The sequence below is a fragment of the Ferrimonas balearica genome (assembly GCF_019802085.1).
In the GTDB taxonomy this organism is placed as follows: domain Bacteria; phylum Pseudomonadota; class Gammaproteobacteria; order Enterobacterales; family Shewanellaceae; genus Ferrimonas; species Ferrimonas balearica_B.
In genome coordinates this window covers 82,137-95,302 of the sequence record NZ_JAHVHV010000003.1, presented here as the reverse complement: position 1 = coordinate 95,302, position 13,166 = coordinate 82,137, and the positions used below count along the sequence as shown (strand labels likewise).

Annotated in this window: 16 protein-coding genes; 4 read left to right on the top strand and 12 right to left on the bottom strand. The window is 66.0% G+C overall.

Features of this window, described 5'->3' with window-relative positions; genetic code table 11:
- Positions 1-16: 16 nt before the first annotated feature.
- From crp to KUV81_RS13170, 5 genes are all read right to left on the bottom strand, one after another.
- On the bottom strand, positions 17-652 hold the full coding sequence (gene crp / locus KUV81_RS13190) for a cAMP-activated global transcriptional regulator CRP (protein ID WP_222544349.1): 636 nt from the start codon (positions 650-652) through the stop codon (positions 17-19).
- A gap of 161 nt (positions 653-813) precedes the next feature.
- Positions 814-1,722 (bottom strand): phosphoribulokinase, encoded by a 909-nt coding sequence (locus KUV81_RS13185; RefSeq protein WP_222544348.1) that lies wholly within the window; start codon positions 1,720-1,722, stop codon positions 814-816.
- A gap of 36 nt (positions 1,723-1,758) precedes the next feature.
- A complete protein-coding gene (locus tag KUV81_RS13180; protein WP_222544347.1) occupies positions 1,759-2,025 on the bottom strand; it encodes a YheU family protein in 267 nt (88 codons plus the stop codon).
- Positions 2,015-2,995 carry a DUF3187 family protein gene (locus KUV81_RS13175; RefSeq protein WP_222544346.1) on the bottom strand — a complete coding sequence of 327 codons (981 nt, stop codon included), beginning with the start codon at positions 2,993-2,995 and terminating at the stop codon, positions 2,015-2,017. The genes KUV81_RS13180 and KUV81_RS13175 overlap by 11 nt, the downstream gene beginning before the upstream one ends.
- 49 nt (positions 2,996-3,044) lie before the next feature.
- Positions 3,045-4,025, bottom strand: a complete 981-nt coding sequence (locus KUV81_RS13170; RefSeq protein WP_222544345.1) for a hydrolase — start codon at positions 4,023-4,025, stop codon at positions 3,045-3,047.
- A gap of 85 nt (positions 4,026-4,110) precedes the next feature.
- Between KUV81_RS13170 and KUV81_RS13165 the strand changes: the two genes are divergently transcribed.
- Positions 4,111-4,614, top strand: coding sequence for a TAT leader-containing periplasmic protein (locus tag KUV81_RS13165; protein ID WP_222544344.1), 504 nt, complete (start codon positions 4,111-4,113; stop codon positions 4,612-4,614).
- Positions 4,611-6,188, top strand: a complete 1,578-nt coding sequence (locus KUV81_RS13160; protein WP_222544343.1) for a GMC family oxidoreductase — start codon at positions 4,611-4,613, stop codon at positions 6,186-6,188. Before KUV81_RS13165 ends, KUV81_RS13160 begins: the two co-directional genes overlap by 4 nt.
- A gap of 51 nt (positions 6,189-6,239) precedes the next feature.
- Here the strand turns inward: KUV81_RS13160 and KUV81_RS13155 are convergent, their stop codons facing one another.
- Positions 6,240-6,725 (bottom strand): TIGR02444 family protein, encoded by a 486-nt coding sequence (locus tag KUV81_RS13155; protein WP_222544342.1) that lies wholly within the window; start codon positions 6,723-6,725, stop codon positions 6,240-6,242.
- A complete protein-coding gene (locus KUV81_RS13150) occupies positions 6,725-8,623 on the bottom strand; it encodes an ATP-binding cassette domain-containing protein (RefSeq protein WP_222544341.1) in 1,899 nt (632 codons plus the stop codon). Before KUV81_RS13150 ends, KUV81_RS13155 begins: the two co-directional genes overlap by 1 nt.
- A gap of 70 nt (positions 8,624-8,693) precedes the next feature.
- Between KUV81_RS13150 and KUV81_RS13145 the strand changes: the two genes are divergently transcribed.
- Positions 8,694-8,888, top strand: a complete 195-nt coding sequence (locus KUV81_RS13145) for a YheV family putative zinc ribbon protein (protein ID WP_222544340.1) — start codon at positions 8,694-8,696, stop codon at positions 8,886-8,888.
- A gap of 35 nt (positions 8,889-8,923) precedes the next feature.
- Here KUV81_RS13145 and lpoB read toward each other — a convergent pair whose 3' ends face one another.
- Genes lpoB through KUV81_RS13120 form a run of 5 tightly spaced genes read right to left on the bottom strand, consistent with a single transcriptional unit; the run spans position 8,924 to position 12,630 of the window.
- On the bottom strand, positions 8,924-9,520 hold the full coding sequence (lpoB, locus tag KUV81_RS13140) for a penicillin-binding protein activator LpoB (protein WP_222544339.1): 597 nt from the start codon (positions 9,518-9,520) through the stop codon (positions 8,924-8,926).
- A 23-nt stretch (positions 9,521-9,543) separates the two neighbouring features.
- On the bottom strand, positions 9,544-10,887 hold the full coding sequence (locus KUV81_RS13135) for a COG3014 family protein (RefSeq protein WP_222544338.1): 1,344 nt from the start codon (positions 10,885-10,887) through the stop codon (positions 9,544-9,546).
- Complete coding sequence (def, locus tag KUV81_RS13130) at positions 10,872-11,390, bottom strand: peptide deformylase (protein WP_222544697.1); 519 nt, start codon at positions 11,388-11,390, stop codon at positions 10,872-10,874. Before def ends, KUV81_RS13135 begins: the two co-directional genes overlap by 16 nt.
- A gap of 20 nt (positions 11,391-11,410) precedes the next feature.
- Positions 11,411-11,623: a SlyX family protein gene (locus tag KUV81_RS13125; RefSeq protein WP_222544337.1), complete on the bottom strand. Its 213-nt coding sequence runs from the start codon at positions 11,621-11,623 to the stop codon at positions 11,411-11,413.
- Between the two features lie 26 nt (positions 11,624-11,649).
- Positions 11,650-12,630, bottom strand: a complete 981-nt coding sequence (locus tag KUV81_RS13120; RefSeq protein ID WP_222544336.1) for an MDR family oxidoreductase — start codon at positions 12,628-12,630, stop codon at positions 11,650-11,652.
- Positions 12,631-12,800: 170 nt separating this feature from the next.
- Here KUV81_RS13120 and KUV81_RS13115 point away from each other — a divergent pair, with 170 nt between their 5' ends.
- On the top strand, positions 12,801-13,166 hold the full coding sequence (locus KUV81_RS13115; RefSeq protein ID WP_222544335.1) for a YacL family protein: 366 nt from the start codon (positions 12,801-12,803) through the stop codon (positions 13,164-13,166).

Genomic DNA, 13,166 nt, shown 5'->3' with positions numbered 1-13,166 from the left:
CTGTCTGAACGGGCCCTTAACGGGTGCCGTAGACCACGATGGTTTTGCCGTGGGCCTGGATCAGGTTCTGCTCTTCCAGCATCTTCAGAATGCGGCCGACGGTCTCGCGGGAGCAGCCGACGATCTGGCCGATCTCCTGGCGGGTGATCTTGATCTGCATGCCGTCCGGGTGGGTCATGGCATCGGGCTGCTTGGCCAGGTTCAGCAGGGTCTGGGCAATGCGACCGGCCACGTCCAGGAACGCCAGGTCACCGACCTTCTGAGAGGTGGTCTGCAGGCGGTTGGCCATCTGGGCGGAGAGCTTCATCAGGATGTCCGGGTTCACCTGGATCAGCTGACGGAACTTCTTGTAGGAGATCTCGGCGATCTCACAGGGGGCCTTGGCGCGAACCCAGGCGGTGCGCTCCGGCTGCTCTTCGAACAGACCCAGCTCACCGATGAAGTCGCCCTGGTTGAGGTAGGAGAGGATCATCTCCTTACCCTCTTCGTCTTTGATCAGCACGGCCACCGAGCCCTTGACGATGTAGTAGAGGGTGTCCGCCTCTTCGCCGGCGTGGATCAGGGTGCTTTTCGCCGGGTACTTGTGGATGTGGCAGTGGGACAGGAACCACTCCAGCGTCGGATCGGGTTTTGGCTTGCCGATAAGGGCCATAGTCGTTTTCCCTTCAGTAAGATAAGAAACGGGATAGTTCTCGAAATTCTAAGAGCAAATGTTAAACGGGTAAAGGTCGGCTGGCCATGAGCCAGATCGAACTTTCGTCACAGAGCCGCGATTTGCTCTCAGTTTCGAACATGATTCTTAAGATCCTGAATTCATTGGTGACTGTCAACATCCCCGCCGGCATCGTTTCTAAGAGCCTCTTCCCGCTTGAGTTTCAGGTTGCGGATCATCGGGGTCAGGATGAGTTCCATCGCCAGGGCCATCTTGCCGCCGGGCACCACCAGGGTGTTGACCCGGGACATGAAACTGCCGTCGATCATCCGCAGGTAGTAGGGGAAGTTGATGTCCTGGATCCCGCGGAAGCGGATCACCACAAAGCTCTCGTCCAGGCTGGGAATATCCTTGGCAGAGAAGGGGTTGGAGGTGTCCACCGTGGGCACCCGCTGGAAGTTGATGTGGGTGCGGGAGAACTGCGGCGTCATATGGGCAATGTAGTCGTCCATGGAGCGGACGATGGAGTCCATCACCTTTTCCCGGCTGTGGCCGCGGTCGTTGGTGTCGCGGATGATCTTCTGGATCCACTCCAGGTTGACGATGGGCACCATGCCGATCAGCAGGTCCACGTGCTGGGCCACGTCCAGCTGCTCGGTGACCACGCCGCCGTGCAGGCCCTCGTAATAGAGCAGTTCGCTGCCCTCCGGCAGGGGCTGATAGGGGGTGAAGGTGCCGGGCATCTGGTTAAAGGGCACCGCTTCGTCGAAGGTGTGCAGGTAGTGGCGGATCTGCCCTTCGCCGCTTTCGCCGTAGCGCTGGAAAAACCCTTCCAGGGCCTCGAAGTCGTTGGCCTCCGGGCCGAAATAGCTGATGGTGCGGCCCTCTTCGCGGGCCTTGCGGATCGCCACCTCCATCTCCGCCCGGGTGTAGCGGTGGAAGCTGTCGCCCTCCACCAGCGCCGCGTCGATGTTCAGCTGGCGGAAGATGTGCTTGAAGGCGGTGGTGGTGGTGGTGGTGCCCGCGCCCGAGGAGCCGGTGACCGCAATGATGGGGTGTTTGGCCGACATGATCCTTCTGCCTACGAAATGTCCAAGTTGTGGCTGTTATACGAGGCAATTCCGGTCCGGGTCAAGCTGGGACAGCTCCTCCCGGCGTCGGATCGCCACGCTCTCGTCCGCTTCTGAGTACTCCACCAGCAGGGTGCCGGCGGCCAGGGCCTGGCGCACCTGGGCGATCCCCTGGGCCAGCTTGTCGGGGTCGGCCTGGTCGAAGCCCTCGTCTCCCAGCTGGCGGATCAGGTACTCCCGGCACAGGTTGTCCAGGGTGTCCGGCGCCAGGGCGTCCTTCAGGGTGGGGTAGTCAATCAGCATCGTATCGGTAACTCACTCGAAAATTGAAGGCGATGTCGGCGCTGTTATCCGCGTTCAGCGCGTTCTCCATCATAACAAAGTCCAGCCCCAGCTCGCCCCGTTGATAGCGGTAGCCCAGGTTCACCTCGTGCACCGGGTCCTGCATGGGGCCGAGTCCGTCCAGGGCGCCCTGGGCAAACTGGTACTCGAGGAACAGGAAATGGCGGGGGGTCAGGCGGTAGCGGTACCCCATGGCGGCGTGGCCCAGGTTCTGGACGGTGTCGGTGCCCAGCAGCTGCTCGGCGCCGGTGTGCAGGTAGGCCAGCATGGCGTTGACCCGGTGATCCCGCCACTCGTAGCTGTAATCCAGCTGCAGCCCCAGGTCCAGGTGGTCCCCCTGGCGCTCGATAAAGCGCTGGTCGTTGTACTGCATCGAGGCGGTGACCGCCACCTGGTGACGGAAATACTCGTAGGCCAGAAAGCTGGCCGCCAGCTCGAACTGGTGGGCGAAGGTGCGGTTCTTGAAATCCTCCCGGCGCTCCCCCTGCATCGGCAGATCGATGAGGTAGCGGTGCTTGGGCACCCGGTCGCGGCCGTTCTGATCGATGCCGAACAGCTTATGGAAGCTCAGGGTCAGCTGATCCAGGTGGGCGTCGTCGGTGGTGCGGTGGGCGTAGGAGGCGCTCAGCTGCCAGCGGCGGCTGGGGTTGTAGCGCAGATCGAGCCGGTACTCCACGGTGTAGTAGTCCAGCTCGTAGTGGTAGGGCTTCTCCGGGTCGTCCAGGGCCTTGTCGGTAGCGAACACGCTGCCGGGGTTGACCGAGGCGGCCATCAGGAACTCCTTGGGCTTGTACTCGGTGGGTCGGGCGATGGGGCTCAGCATCAGGCTCTTGATGGGGGCCTGGGAGCGCGCCCACAGGGGATCCGTCTCCGCCGCCGAGAGTCCGGCGGCGAACGACCACAAGAGCATGAGGATCGCAATTCGGCTCATTGGCACTCCTACACCCGTCACAGGGGCAAGTGTAGACGGATTCAATGAGTTAGCCGGGTTGTTCGGCCTCGAAAAAGCGCATCAGGCGACGCTCCAGGTAAAAGCGCGGGGCCCAGGGCCAGCCCCCCTCGATGAAGCCCACGTGGCCGCCATTGGGGCACAGCTCCAGTTGCACCGCCGGGCCGATCGCCTCCCGCGGCGGCACCACCTGGGGGGTCATAAAGGGGTCATCCAGGGCGTGGAGCAGCAGTGTGGGGGTGGTGATGTGGGCCAAAAAGCGGTTGCCGCTGGCCCGGGCGTAGTAATCGTCGGCGCCGTCAAAGCCGTGCAGCGGGGCGGTGACCGCGTCATCGAAGTGGTAGAAGGTGGTCAGCTGGGCCAGTCGGCTGGGGGCCAGGGGCAGGGGCCCCAGGCTGGGATCCGCCAGCTTGGCGGCGGTCTTGCGCTTGAGCCGGCCCACCAGATGGCTCTGGTAGACCTGGGCGAAGCCCTGCTCCATGGCCCGGGCACACTGGGCCAGGTCCAGAGGGGCGGAGACCACCGCGGCCCGCGCGATGGTGCTGTGCTTGCCCTGCTCCCCCAGGTACTTGGTCAGCACATTGCCCCCCAGGGAGTAACCCACCGCCTGCAGAGGGCTGTCGGGGGCCTGGCGACGCAGCTGCTCGAGCACCAGGCCCAGATCGCCGGTCTCACCGCTGTGGTAGCTGCGGGCCAGACGATTGAGCTCGCCGGAGCAGGAGCGTTGGTGCATCACCACGGCACAGCGCTCCTGGGCCTGGCAGGCCAGCAGCAGGCGGCGCACATAGTGAGAGTCGGCACTGCCCTCGAGGCCATGGAGGATCAGCAGCAGCGGCCGATGAGGGGCCGGATGCCCCAGCCAGTCGAGATCGAGAAAGTCGCCGTCCGGAAGCTCCAGGCGCTGGCGGCGCAGATGGGGCCCGGTGCGGGGTTTGGCCAGCAGTGGCCAGATGGTTTGCAGGTGACGATTGCGCCACCAGCGGCTGGGGGAGAAGGGGTCCGGAGCGCTCACTGTTAAACAGATGTTTAAATTTACCTTTGGTTTGATACTCTAGCTTGAGACGCTCTGTGAGGCCAGTGCGCCAAGGAGGAGGGGCATGGAACGACGGCAGTTTCTGATCGCCGGCCTGGTGGGCACCGCCGCGGTGGCCACCGGCGTGGTGCTGTGGCCGGGCGCCGAGCCGGTGGCACCGTTCAGCGACACACAACAGGCGCTGGTGCGGGCCCTGGTGGCCCCGGTGCTGGAGGGGGTGGCCCCGCCAGAGGTGGTGGAGGCGCAAGCCGATGCCGTGGTGCGGGGGGTGGGCGCCACCATCGCCACCCTGCCGCCGGGCAGTCAGGCCCAGCTGCAGCAATTGTTCGAGCTGCTGGACCAGCGCTTGGCGCTGCTGGCGATGACCGGCAGCCTGACCCCCATCCTGGCCCGTCAGCCGGCCGAACTCGCCGCCATGCTGGCGCAGTGGCGCCACCACTTCCTCGACACCCTGGTGGTGGCCTACCAGGGGCTTAAGGAGCTGATCCTGGCGACCTGGTACGCCGAGCCGGATCACTGGGGCCCCCTCGATTACCAGAAGCCCCAGTGGCCGGGAGGGCGCGGATGATTCCGGATCCCATCGTGGCGGGCCTGGCCCGCGGCTGGAAACACATCGACGGCGCCGCCCTGGACGCCCCCCTCAACCTGGAAGCGGACGTGGTGATCGTCGGCACTGGCGCCGGCGGCGGCACCGCTGCCGAGATCCTCACCCAGGCGGGGCTCGAGGTGGTGCTGGTGGAAGCCGGCCCCCTGCGCTCCTCCACCCATTTCGTGATGGAGGAGCGGCGCGCCTACCCCGATCTCTACCAGCAGTCGGCGGCGATGAAGACCCGCGACGGCGCCATCGGCATGTTGCAGGGGCGCAGCGTTGGCGGCTCCACCACCGTCAACTGGACCACCTCCATCCGCACCCCCAAACCCACTCTGGCCCATTGGGCCAGGCACCACCGGGTCGAAGGCCTGAGTCGTGCCGAACTGGACCCCTGGTTCGAGCGGGCGGAGCGGCGACTCAATATCCATCCCTGGCCGGTGCCCCCCAACCGCAACAACGACACCCTGGCCCAGGGCTGTGCCGCCCTGGGGTGGGAGTACACGGTGATCCGCCGCAACGTCAAAGGCTGCGCCAACCTGGGCTACTGCGGCATGGGCTGCCCCATCAACGCCAAGCAGTCGATGCTGGTGACCACGCTGCCGGCGGCCCTGGACGCCGGGGCCACCCTGCTCAGTCGCACCGAGGCCTGGACCTTGAGCCGGGAGGGCGAGCGCATCACCGCGCTGAACTGCCTGACCCGGGATCCCAACCACCAGCGCCGAGAGGTGGGCGTCACGGTGCGGGCCCGTCACTACCTGCTGTGCGGTGGCGCGCTACACAGCCCGGCGCTGATGCTGCGTTCGGCGCTGCCGGATCCCCACCAGCGGGTGGGGCAGCGCACCTTCCTGCACCCCTCGGTGATGTCGGTGGCGGAGTTTGACGGCCCAGTGGCGGCCCACGCCGGCGCTCCCCAGAGCGTCTATTCCGACCAGTTTGTCTGGCCCGAGGAGGGATTGGGCTTCAAGCTCGAGGTGGCGCCGCTGCACCCGGTGCTGGTGGCCACCAACGTGCCCGGCTTCGGCCCCCAGCATCAGGCCCTGATGCAGCGGTTCAACCACATCCAGGGGATGATCGCCCTGGTGCGGGACGGCTTTGACGCCACCAGCCCCGGGGGCCGGGTCCAACTGGATGACCACGGCGATCCCCTACTGGATTACCCCTTAAACGATGCCTTCTGGCAGGCGGCCCGCCGCGCCTTTCTGGCAATGGCCGAAGCCCAGTTCGCCGCCGGGGCCCAGCGGGTGATGACCATGGACGACAGCATGCCCTGGTGGGCCAGCTGGGCCGAGGCGAAAGCGGGGATCCCCCAGCTCGAGCTGGCGCCCCTGAAGACCATGGTGGCCTCGGCCCACATCATGGGTGGCTGCGGCATGAGTGAGGATCCCACCCAGGGGGTGGTGGACAGCCTGGGGCGTCACCACCAGTTGGCCAACCTGTCGGTGATGGACGGCTCCATGCTGCCCACCAGTTTGGGGGCCAACCCCCAGCTGACCCTCTACGGCATCGTCGGGCGCAACGCCACGGCCCTGGCCGAACGCCTGGGCAGCTGAACGCAACAGGCCGCCCGAAGGCGGCCTGGAAAGCGCAAGAAGAGGGGGTGCTCAGCCCGACTGGCAGTCGGGATCCGCCAGCTTGAACAGGTGACTGAGCTGGCCCAGCAGATCGCCGGGCAGGGCCTGGGGATCGATCCCCTGGGCCTCGAGGCAGGCCACCAGGTTGTCCCCTTCGGCGGCCGGTTGCTGGTGGGCCAGCTCCTTGAGAATCAGCTGCTGACTGCGCTTCTCCATCACCAGCTCCACCTCCAGCATCTGTCGATAGCTCGCCTCGGGCAGGCTGTGCTTGGCCAGGCGGCGCAGTTGACGGTAGGGGGTGAGCATCCGCTGGCTCCAGGAGGACTGGGCCAGCTCCAGCTGGCGAAACTGCTGCTCATCGAGAAACTGCCCCTGCTGCTCCAGCATCAGCGCCAGCAGCAAGAGGTTGGGTTCCAGGCCGTAGCGGTCCTGCATCTCCAGGGCGGTGTGCCGGGCGCCGGGTTGGCGCCAGACTCCTTCACTGAATTGCCAGTAGGCGTCGGCACTGATGATCATTACTGCTCCTGATGCGCTTCGCTCAGCTGCTCCATCTGATCCTGCAGATCCAGCCACTCCATCTCCAGCGTCTCGATCCGGTTTTGCAGGTCGCCCCGCTCCTTCAGCAGGTCGGTCAGCTGTGCCTTGTTGTCGTCGTTATATAAGTTACTGTCGGATAACTGGTTTTCCAAGTATTCCCAGCGCTCCTGAGCCCCTGTTAACGCTTTGTCGACCTTCTCTTGCTGTTTCTTTAACGGCGACAGCTTCTGGCGCAGTTCCGCCTCCGCCCGTTTGCGGGCCTTGCGGTCGTCCTGGGGGCGGGGCGCACTGGTCGCGGGGGCGGTGTCGTCCCCCCGCAGCAGCCAGCGGTGGTAGTCCTCCAGATCGCCAGCGAAGGGCTCGACCCGGCCACCGTCCACCAGGTAGAAGTCGCTGCAGGTGGCGCGCAGCAGGTGACGGTCGTGGGAGACGATCACCATGGCCCCCTCGAATCCCTGCAGGGCCACGGTCAGGGCGTGGCGCATCTCCAGGTCCAGGTGGTTGGTGGGTTCGTCCAGCAGCAGCAGGTTGGGCCGCTGCCACACCAGCAGGGCCAGCACCAGGCGGGCCTTCTCGCCGCCGGAGAAGGGGGCCACCGGGCTCAGGGCCTTGTCGCCGCCAAAACCGTAGCCACCCAGGTAGTTGCGCAGCTCCTGCTCCTTGGCCTCGGGGGCCAGGCGGACCAGGTGGTCCAGGGCGCTGTGGCGCGGGTCCAGGGACTCCAGCTGGTGCTGGGCGAAGTAGCCGATCTTCACCCCCTGGCTCATCAGCAGCTCTCCGGCCTGGGGCGCCAGCTCACCGCTGAGCAGCTTGATCAGGGTGGATTTGCCGGCGCCGTTGCGCCCCAGCAGGCCGATGCGGCTGCCGGGCACCAGGTTGAGCTGGATGCGGCTGAGGATGGTGGTGTCGCCGTAGCCCCCCTGCACCTGTTCCATGCGCAGCAGAGGCGAGGGCAGGGCCAGGGGGTCGCGGAAGGCCATCTCGAAGCCGGAGTCGGCGTGGGCCGGGGCCACCAGGGTCAGCTTCTCCAGGGCCTTGAGCCGGCTCTGGGCCTGGCGGGCCTTGCTGGCCTTGGCCCGGAAACGGTCGACAAAGGACTGCATGTGGGCTTTTTCCCGCTGCTGCTTGTCGTACTGGGCCTGCTGCTGGGCCTGACGCTCCGCCCGCACCCGCTCGAACTGGCTGTAGTTGCCCGGGTAGTGGTGCAGCTGTTGCTGGGTGACGTGCACCACTTCGCCCACCACGGCGTCGAGGAAGTCGCGGTCGTGGCTGATCAGGATCAGGGTGCCGTCGTAGCGCTTGAGCCAGCCCTCCAGCCAGATCAGGGTGTCCAGATCCAGGTGGTTGGTGGGTTCGTCCAGCAGCAGCAGATCTGAGGGGATCAGCAGCGCCCGGGCCAGGTTGAGGCGCATGCGCCAGCCCCCGGAGAAGGATTTCACGCTCTGCCCCTGGGCGTGCTGGCTGAACCCCAGGCCATCGAGCAGCTCGGCGGCGCGGGCCGGCACCTGGTAGCCGTGGTAGGCCTCGAAGGCGTCGTGGGCGTGGCCGATGCGGGCGCCGTCACCACTGCTCTGGGCGTCGCCCAGCTCCTGCTCCAGGGCGCGGTAGCGCTGATCGCCATCGAGCACGTAGTCCAGGGCGCTGCAGGCCAGGGCCGGGGTGTCCTGGGCCACGCTGGCCTGGCGCCACTGGCCGGGCACCTGGCACTCCCCGGCGTCCACACCAAACTCGCCCATCAGCAGGCCAAGCAGGCTGGATTTGCCCACTCCATTGGCCCCCACCAGGGCCACCTTGTGGCCGGGGAACAGGGTGAGACTGGCGTCGTCCAGCAGGCGTTTGCCGCCGCGGATGAGTTGAACCTTGTCCAGGGTTATCATAGGGCGTTACTTCACAGGAAAAGTGGCGGGATGATAGCGTATTTCCCGTCCCAGCAGGAAAGGAAAGACCATGGCGATTAAGAAGCGGTTTATCGCCGGGGCGCGCTGCCCCGAGTGCCAGGAGCAGGACTCCGTCATGCTCTACAGCGAGTCCGGTGTCGAGGTGATGGAGTGTGTCGCTTGTGGCTACCGCAAACACCAGGCCCCGGAACCGGCGGAAAAGCAGGCCTCCGGCGAGGTGATCGGGGTGTTCAAACCGGAATGAAAACGGGGCCGAAAGGCCCCGTTTCTGGTTTCGGCTCAGCGGCCGAGGAAGGACTTGGATTTCTGCTTGCGCAGCTCCTTTTCGTCCGCCCACTCAATCAGGCCGGTTTCCAGATCCATCAGGCGCATGGTCATCTTGTAGTAGACGTCCTGGGTGGAGCCATCCCGCTTGACGATGCTGGAGAGGTTGCCGTAGAGCATGTACTGGGCGCCCACCTGGCGGCCGAACTGGATCGCCTTGGAGGGATCCACCAGGCCGGAACTGTTCTGGTAGTCCAGCTGCTTGCGCACCGCGTCCACCCGGGTCATGTCGATAAAGCGGAACTGGCCGGAGCGCAGCAGCCGGGTGCTGATGGTGTCGGTGATGGACTCGGTGTCGATGTGCTCCGAGGTCTTGTTGGTGACGCGATCCACGAAGATGATGGGGCGATCGTTGGCGGTCAGCTGCATCACCGAGGGGGTGGTCAGCATGGAGTCCACCATCTTGGTGGCCACCGCCTGCAGATCGGAGCTGCCGAAGCTGATGTCGACGGTTTCCACCTCGGTGGCGTCGCGGTACTCCACCTTGGACTGACAGCCCGCCAGCACCAAGGCCAGGGTGAGGGGCAACAGGGTTTTGATCGTTATCTTCATGGCTCGATTCCTTTGGAAATCACTTAAATCAGTATGGACTGGATCCGGGTCAGGCGACCCTGACGGGCCACCCAGAGCAAGGTGGTGCGACCGGGGGCCAAGGTCAGGCTGAGGGCCTGGCCATCCAGGGACAGGTCGTAATCGCCGGCGTCCAGGTAGCCGGCCCAGGCCTGGGCCTGGCGGGGCAGGGTGAGCCAGCTGCGCCGGTCCGCCTGCTCGGTGATGGCGTTGAACACCTCCATGGTGAAGGCCCCCAGATCCCCGCCCTTGCGATCCGCCCAGCGGTTGGCGTTGTGCTTGGCTGTCAGTCTAATCCCCTGTCGAACCAGGATAAAGGGGTACTGCTCGTGGAGGGCCCGGGCCGCCATGGCGTCGAGATCCGCCACCGGCTCGGTGCGGACACGGGTCTGGGCCAGCTCAAACTCCAGGGGCGCCGGGGCGGGCCCGCTGCTGCGGTAGGTGGGCAGGGCCACCTGCTGGTAGAAACCGTCCCAGGTAAAGGGGATCCAGATGCTCTCCCGGGCGGGCAGGGCGCCGGCCTCGTAGAGCACCACCAGCCGCCCCTGTCCGTTTTCGGGGCGCACCGGGTCGCCGTAGCGTCGGCTCAGTTCATCGCAGTCGATGGCCAGCTGGCAGGAGAGGCGCACCAGCTCCTGGCGCAGCACCGGGTTGTCCGGGTAGACCTGCAGCGCCTTGCGGATGTCGATCAGGGCGTCGTTGGCCTGGCCGTTGGCCTCGTACAGGGCGGCGTTGCTGAACAGCACGTAGGCGTTGATGAAGGAGTTGGGGGCCTTGCCCGCCTCGGTGTCCAGCTTGGTCAGCTCGGCATCCACCGCCGCGTTGCTGAGGGCCTTGGTGGATTTGAGCGCGTCCTGGTAGGCCTTGAGGGATTCGGTCTGGGCCATGTCCGCCCGCCGCACCTCCACCAGGGCGCCCTCCAGGTCCCGTTGCCACAGGTAGTTGAGGGACTGCTGCTGGTGCAGCATCACCCGCTCGTAGGCTTGGCCGTGGTAGGGGATCAGGTTGTCGGAGACGGTGGCGCCGCCCAACTGGGCGGTGAGATCGGTCAGGGAGACGATCGCCTTCCAGTCGTACTTGTTGTACTCGGCCATCGCCAGTTGGTAGTAGCCCTGGCTGGCGTCGGGATCGCCCCCCAGTGCCGCCACCCGGCCGGCTTCCTGGGCGTAGAGCAGGCCGTCGGCCCCCTCCAGTCCGGGCTTGAGCTGGGCCAGGGCCTGGCCGCTGTCGCCCCGCTCGATGGCCTGTTTGACCGGGGCCAAACGGGCGGGATAGGGCTGAAACAGGCTGCTGCCGGCGCAGGCGCTCAGCAGCAGGGTCAGGAGCAGGGCAATCAGGCGCCTTGGCATTGGCGCTCCCACACCGACTGGGCGATCAGATCGTCCGGGCTGTTGACCTGGTCGAGGAAGGTGCGCCCCTCCAGGTGGTCAAACTCGTGCAGGAAGATGCGGGCGGGAAAGCCGCTGAGGGTCCGCCGTTGGGGCTGACCCTCGGTGTCCAGGTAGCGCAGGGTGACCTCGTTGGGGCGCCACACCCGGCCGCGGATCCCCGGCACCGACAGGCAGCCCTCGACGAAGCTGACCGACTCACCGCCGGTGTGCTCGATCTCGGGGTTGATCAGCACCACGGGGTCCATTTGTGGGGCATCGGGGTAACGGGCATTAGGGCGGGAGGCGATGATCATCAGCCTCAGGGGCTCGAACACCTGGGGCGCAGCGATCCCCACGCCACCGGCCTGTTCCATGGTCACCAGCATTCGCTGCCACAGGGTCCGAATGGCCGGATCCCGGGGATCGGGAACCGGCTGGGCGGGCTGACGTAAGACGGGCTCGCCCAGCTGGGCGATGGCCATGGGGGTCATGGGGTCTCCTGTCAGTAGTGGGGCGGCGGGGTCTCTTCGCTGGCGTCGGCCACCGGGCTCTGGGGCAGGGACTTGAGGCGCTCGGCCAGCAGGCGGATCTGAGCCGCCTGCTTGCTTACCTGCTCGCTCAGTTCGACCACGGTCTGGTTCAATTGTTCTATGGTGCTGTCCTGGTATGCAATTTTGGTTTCCAGTTCGGTGATCCGGGCACTGTTGTCGGTCATGCTGAGCGGCGGCTCCTGTATCGGGTTCAGGGTTTGATCAGCACCCGACCCCGCACCTGGCCCTGGATGATCTGCTGGGCCAGCTGGGGCACCTCCTCCAAAGAGGCCACGGTGCTGAAGGCGTCGTAGTGTTGGGTGCCCAGGTCCTTAAGCAGCCGGTTCCAGGCTGCCTGCCGGCGTTCGAAGGGGCACATCACCGAGTCGACGCCCAGCAATTTTACCCCACGGAGAATAAAAGGCATCACCGTTGTGGGCAGCGAGAAGCTGGCGGCCAGGCCACAGGCGGCCACGGCACCGTCGTAGGCCATCTGGCTGAGCACCTTGGCAAGGATCTCCCCACCCACGGTGTCCACCGCCCCGGCCCAGAGCGCCTTGTCCAGGGGACGGGATTGCCCCTCGAACTGGCTGCGGGGCAGCACGGTGTGAGCGCCCAGCCCCTTGAGCCAGTCGGCGTTGTCCTCGCGGCCGGTGATGGCGTGGACCTCGAAGCCGGCCTTGGCCAGCAGGGTCACCGCCACCGAGCCCACGCCGCCGCTGGCACCGGTGACCAGGATGGGGCCCTGCTCCGGGCGCACGCCCGCCTGCTCCAGGGCCTGGACGCAGAGCATGGCGGTCAGGCCGGCGGTGCCGATGGCCATCGCTTGCTCCGGGCTCATTCCCTGGGGCAGGGGCACCAACCAGTCACCCTGCACCCGGGCGCGCTGACTCATGCCGCCCCAGTGGCGCTCACCCACGCCCCAGCCGGTGAGGATCACCGCATCGCCGCTCTGGTAACGGGGATCCTCGGAGTCGGTCACGGTGCCGACGAAGTCGATGCCCGGCACCATGGGAAAGTCGCGGATGATCTTGCCGGTGCCGGTCACCGCCAGGCCATCTTTGTAGTTGAGGGAGCTGTACTGCACCTCGACGGTGACATTGCCCTGGGGCAGGTGGTGATCTTCCAGTTGCACGATCTCGGCCTGGGTCTTGCCGGCGTCATCTTGTCTCAGTTGCAGCGCTTTGAACATGGGAACTCCCGTGGGTCAGGGCACCGAAAGGGGTGCTGGGTTACAATGGATCCTAGTTGTATAGCGGCGACTTGGATCGCACAAGGCGACCAAGGGCGAAGGGTGGCGTTCTGCCGCCGAGGCCGCATTTTGGAACGGCGTCCACGGGACCCGGAGCACTAAGAGGAAGTATGGAGTACGAATTTCGGCGCGAACTCGGCGGCCAGCCGGTGGCCCTGATGTCCATGGGCCACGAAGCCCTGGGTCGGTTTCTCAGCGAAGAGTGTCAGGGGAGCGAGATGCTCGGCCGCCTGCACTCGGCCATGGCGGCGATCCGTCAGGGCCAGCAACGGGAGTGTCAGCTGACCGGAGCGGAGCAGAGCCTGGTGCTGACCGAGGAGTGGGTGCGGGTGGCGGATCACGCCCTCGGCCAGGTCAATGGCACCGAGCTGGATCCGGAGCTGAGTTTCTACGACGCCGAAAGCGAGGCCCTGTGTGGCCTGGAGGATTTCGAACGCCTGCTGGATAGCTGGCAGGCGTTCCTGGCGGGGCGCTGA

What these genes read in the sequence shown, in the direction of transcription:
- crp (WP_222544349.1), bottom strand. Translation starts at nt 652, where the DNA reads ATGGCCCTTATCGGCAAGCCAAAACCCGATCCGACGCTGGAGTGGTTC.
- KUV81_RS13185 (WP_222544348.1), bottom strand. Translation starts at nt 1,722, where the DNA reads ATGTCGGCCAAACACCCCATCATTGCGGTCACCGGCTCCTCGGGCGCG.
- KUV81_RS13180 (WP_222544347.1), bottom strand. Translation starts at nt 2,025, where the DNA reads ATGCTGATTGACTACCCCACCCTGAAGGACGCCCTGGCGCCGGACACC.
- KUV81_RS13175 (WP_222544346.1), bottom strand. Translation starts at nt 2,995, where the DNA reads ATGAGCCGAATTGCGATCCTCATGCTCTTGTGGTCGTTCGCCGCCGGA.
- KUV81_RS13165 (WP_222544344.1), top strand. Translation starts at nt 4,111, where the DNA reads ATGGAACGACGGCAGTTTCTGATCGCCGGCCTGGTGGGCACCGCCGCG.
- KUV81_RS13160 (WP_222544343.1), top strand. Translation starts at nt 4,611, where the DNA reads ATGATTCCGGATCCCATCGTGGCGGGCCTGGCCCGCGGCTGGAAACAC.
- KUV81_RS13155 (WP_222544342.1), bottom strand. Translation starts at nt 6,725, where the DNA reads ATGATCATCAGTGCCGACGCCTACTGGCAATTCAGTGAAGGAGTCTGG.
- KUV81_RS13150 (WP_222544341.1), bottom strand. Translation starts at nt 8,623, where the DNA reads ATGATAACCCTGGACAAGGTTCAACTCATCCGCGGCGGCAAACGCCTG.
- KUV81_RS13145 (WP_222544340.1), top strand. Translation starts at nt 8,694, where the DNA reads ATGGCGATTAAGAAGCGGTTTATCGCCGGGGCGCGCTGCCCCGAGTGC.
- lpoB (WP_222544339.1), bottom strand. Translation starts at nt 9,520, where the DNA reads ATGAAGATAACGATCAAAACCCTGTTGCCCCTCACCCTGGCCTTGGTG.
- KUV81_RS13135 (WP_222544338.1), bottom strand. Translation starts at nt 10,887, where the DNA reads ATGCCAAGGCGCCTGATTGCCCTGCTCCTGACCCTGCTGCTGAGCGCC.
- def (WP_222544697.1), bottom strand. Translation starts at nt 11,390, where the DNA reads ATGGCCATCGCCCAGCTGGGCGAGCCCGTCTTACGTCAGCCCGCCCAG.
- KUV81_RS13125 (WP_222544337.1), bottom strand. Translation starts at nt 11,623, where the DNA reads ATGACCGACAACAGTGCCCGGATCACCGAACTGGAAACCAAAATTGCA.
- KUV81_RS13120 (WP_222544336.1), bottom strand. Translation starts at nt 12,630, where the DNA reads ATGTTCAAAGCGCTGCAACTGAGACAAGATGACGCCGGCAAGACCCAG.
- KUV81_RS13115 (WP_222544335.1), top strand. Translation starts at nt 12,801, where the DNA reads ATGGAGTACGAATTTCGGCGCGAACTCGGCGGCCAGCCGGTGGCCCTG.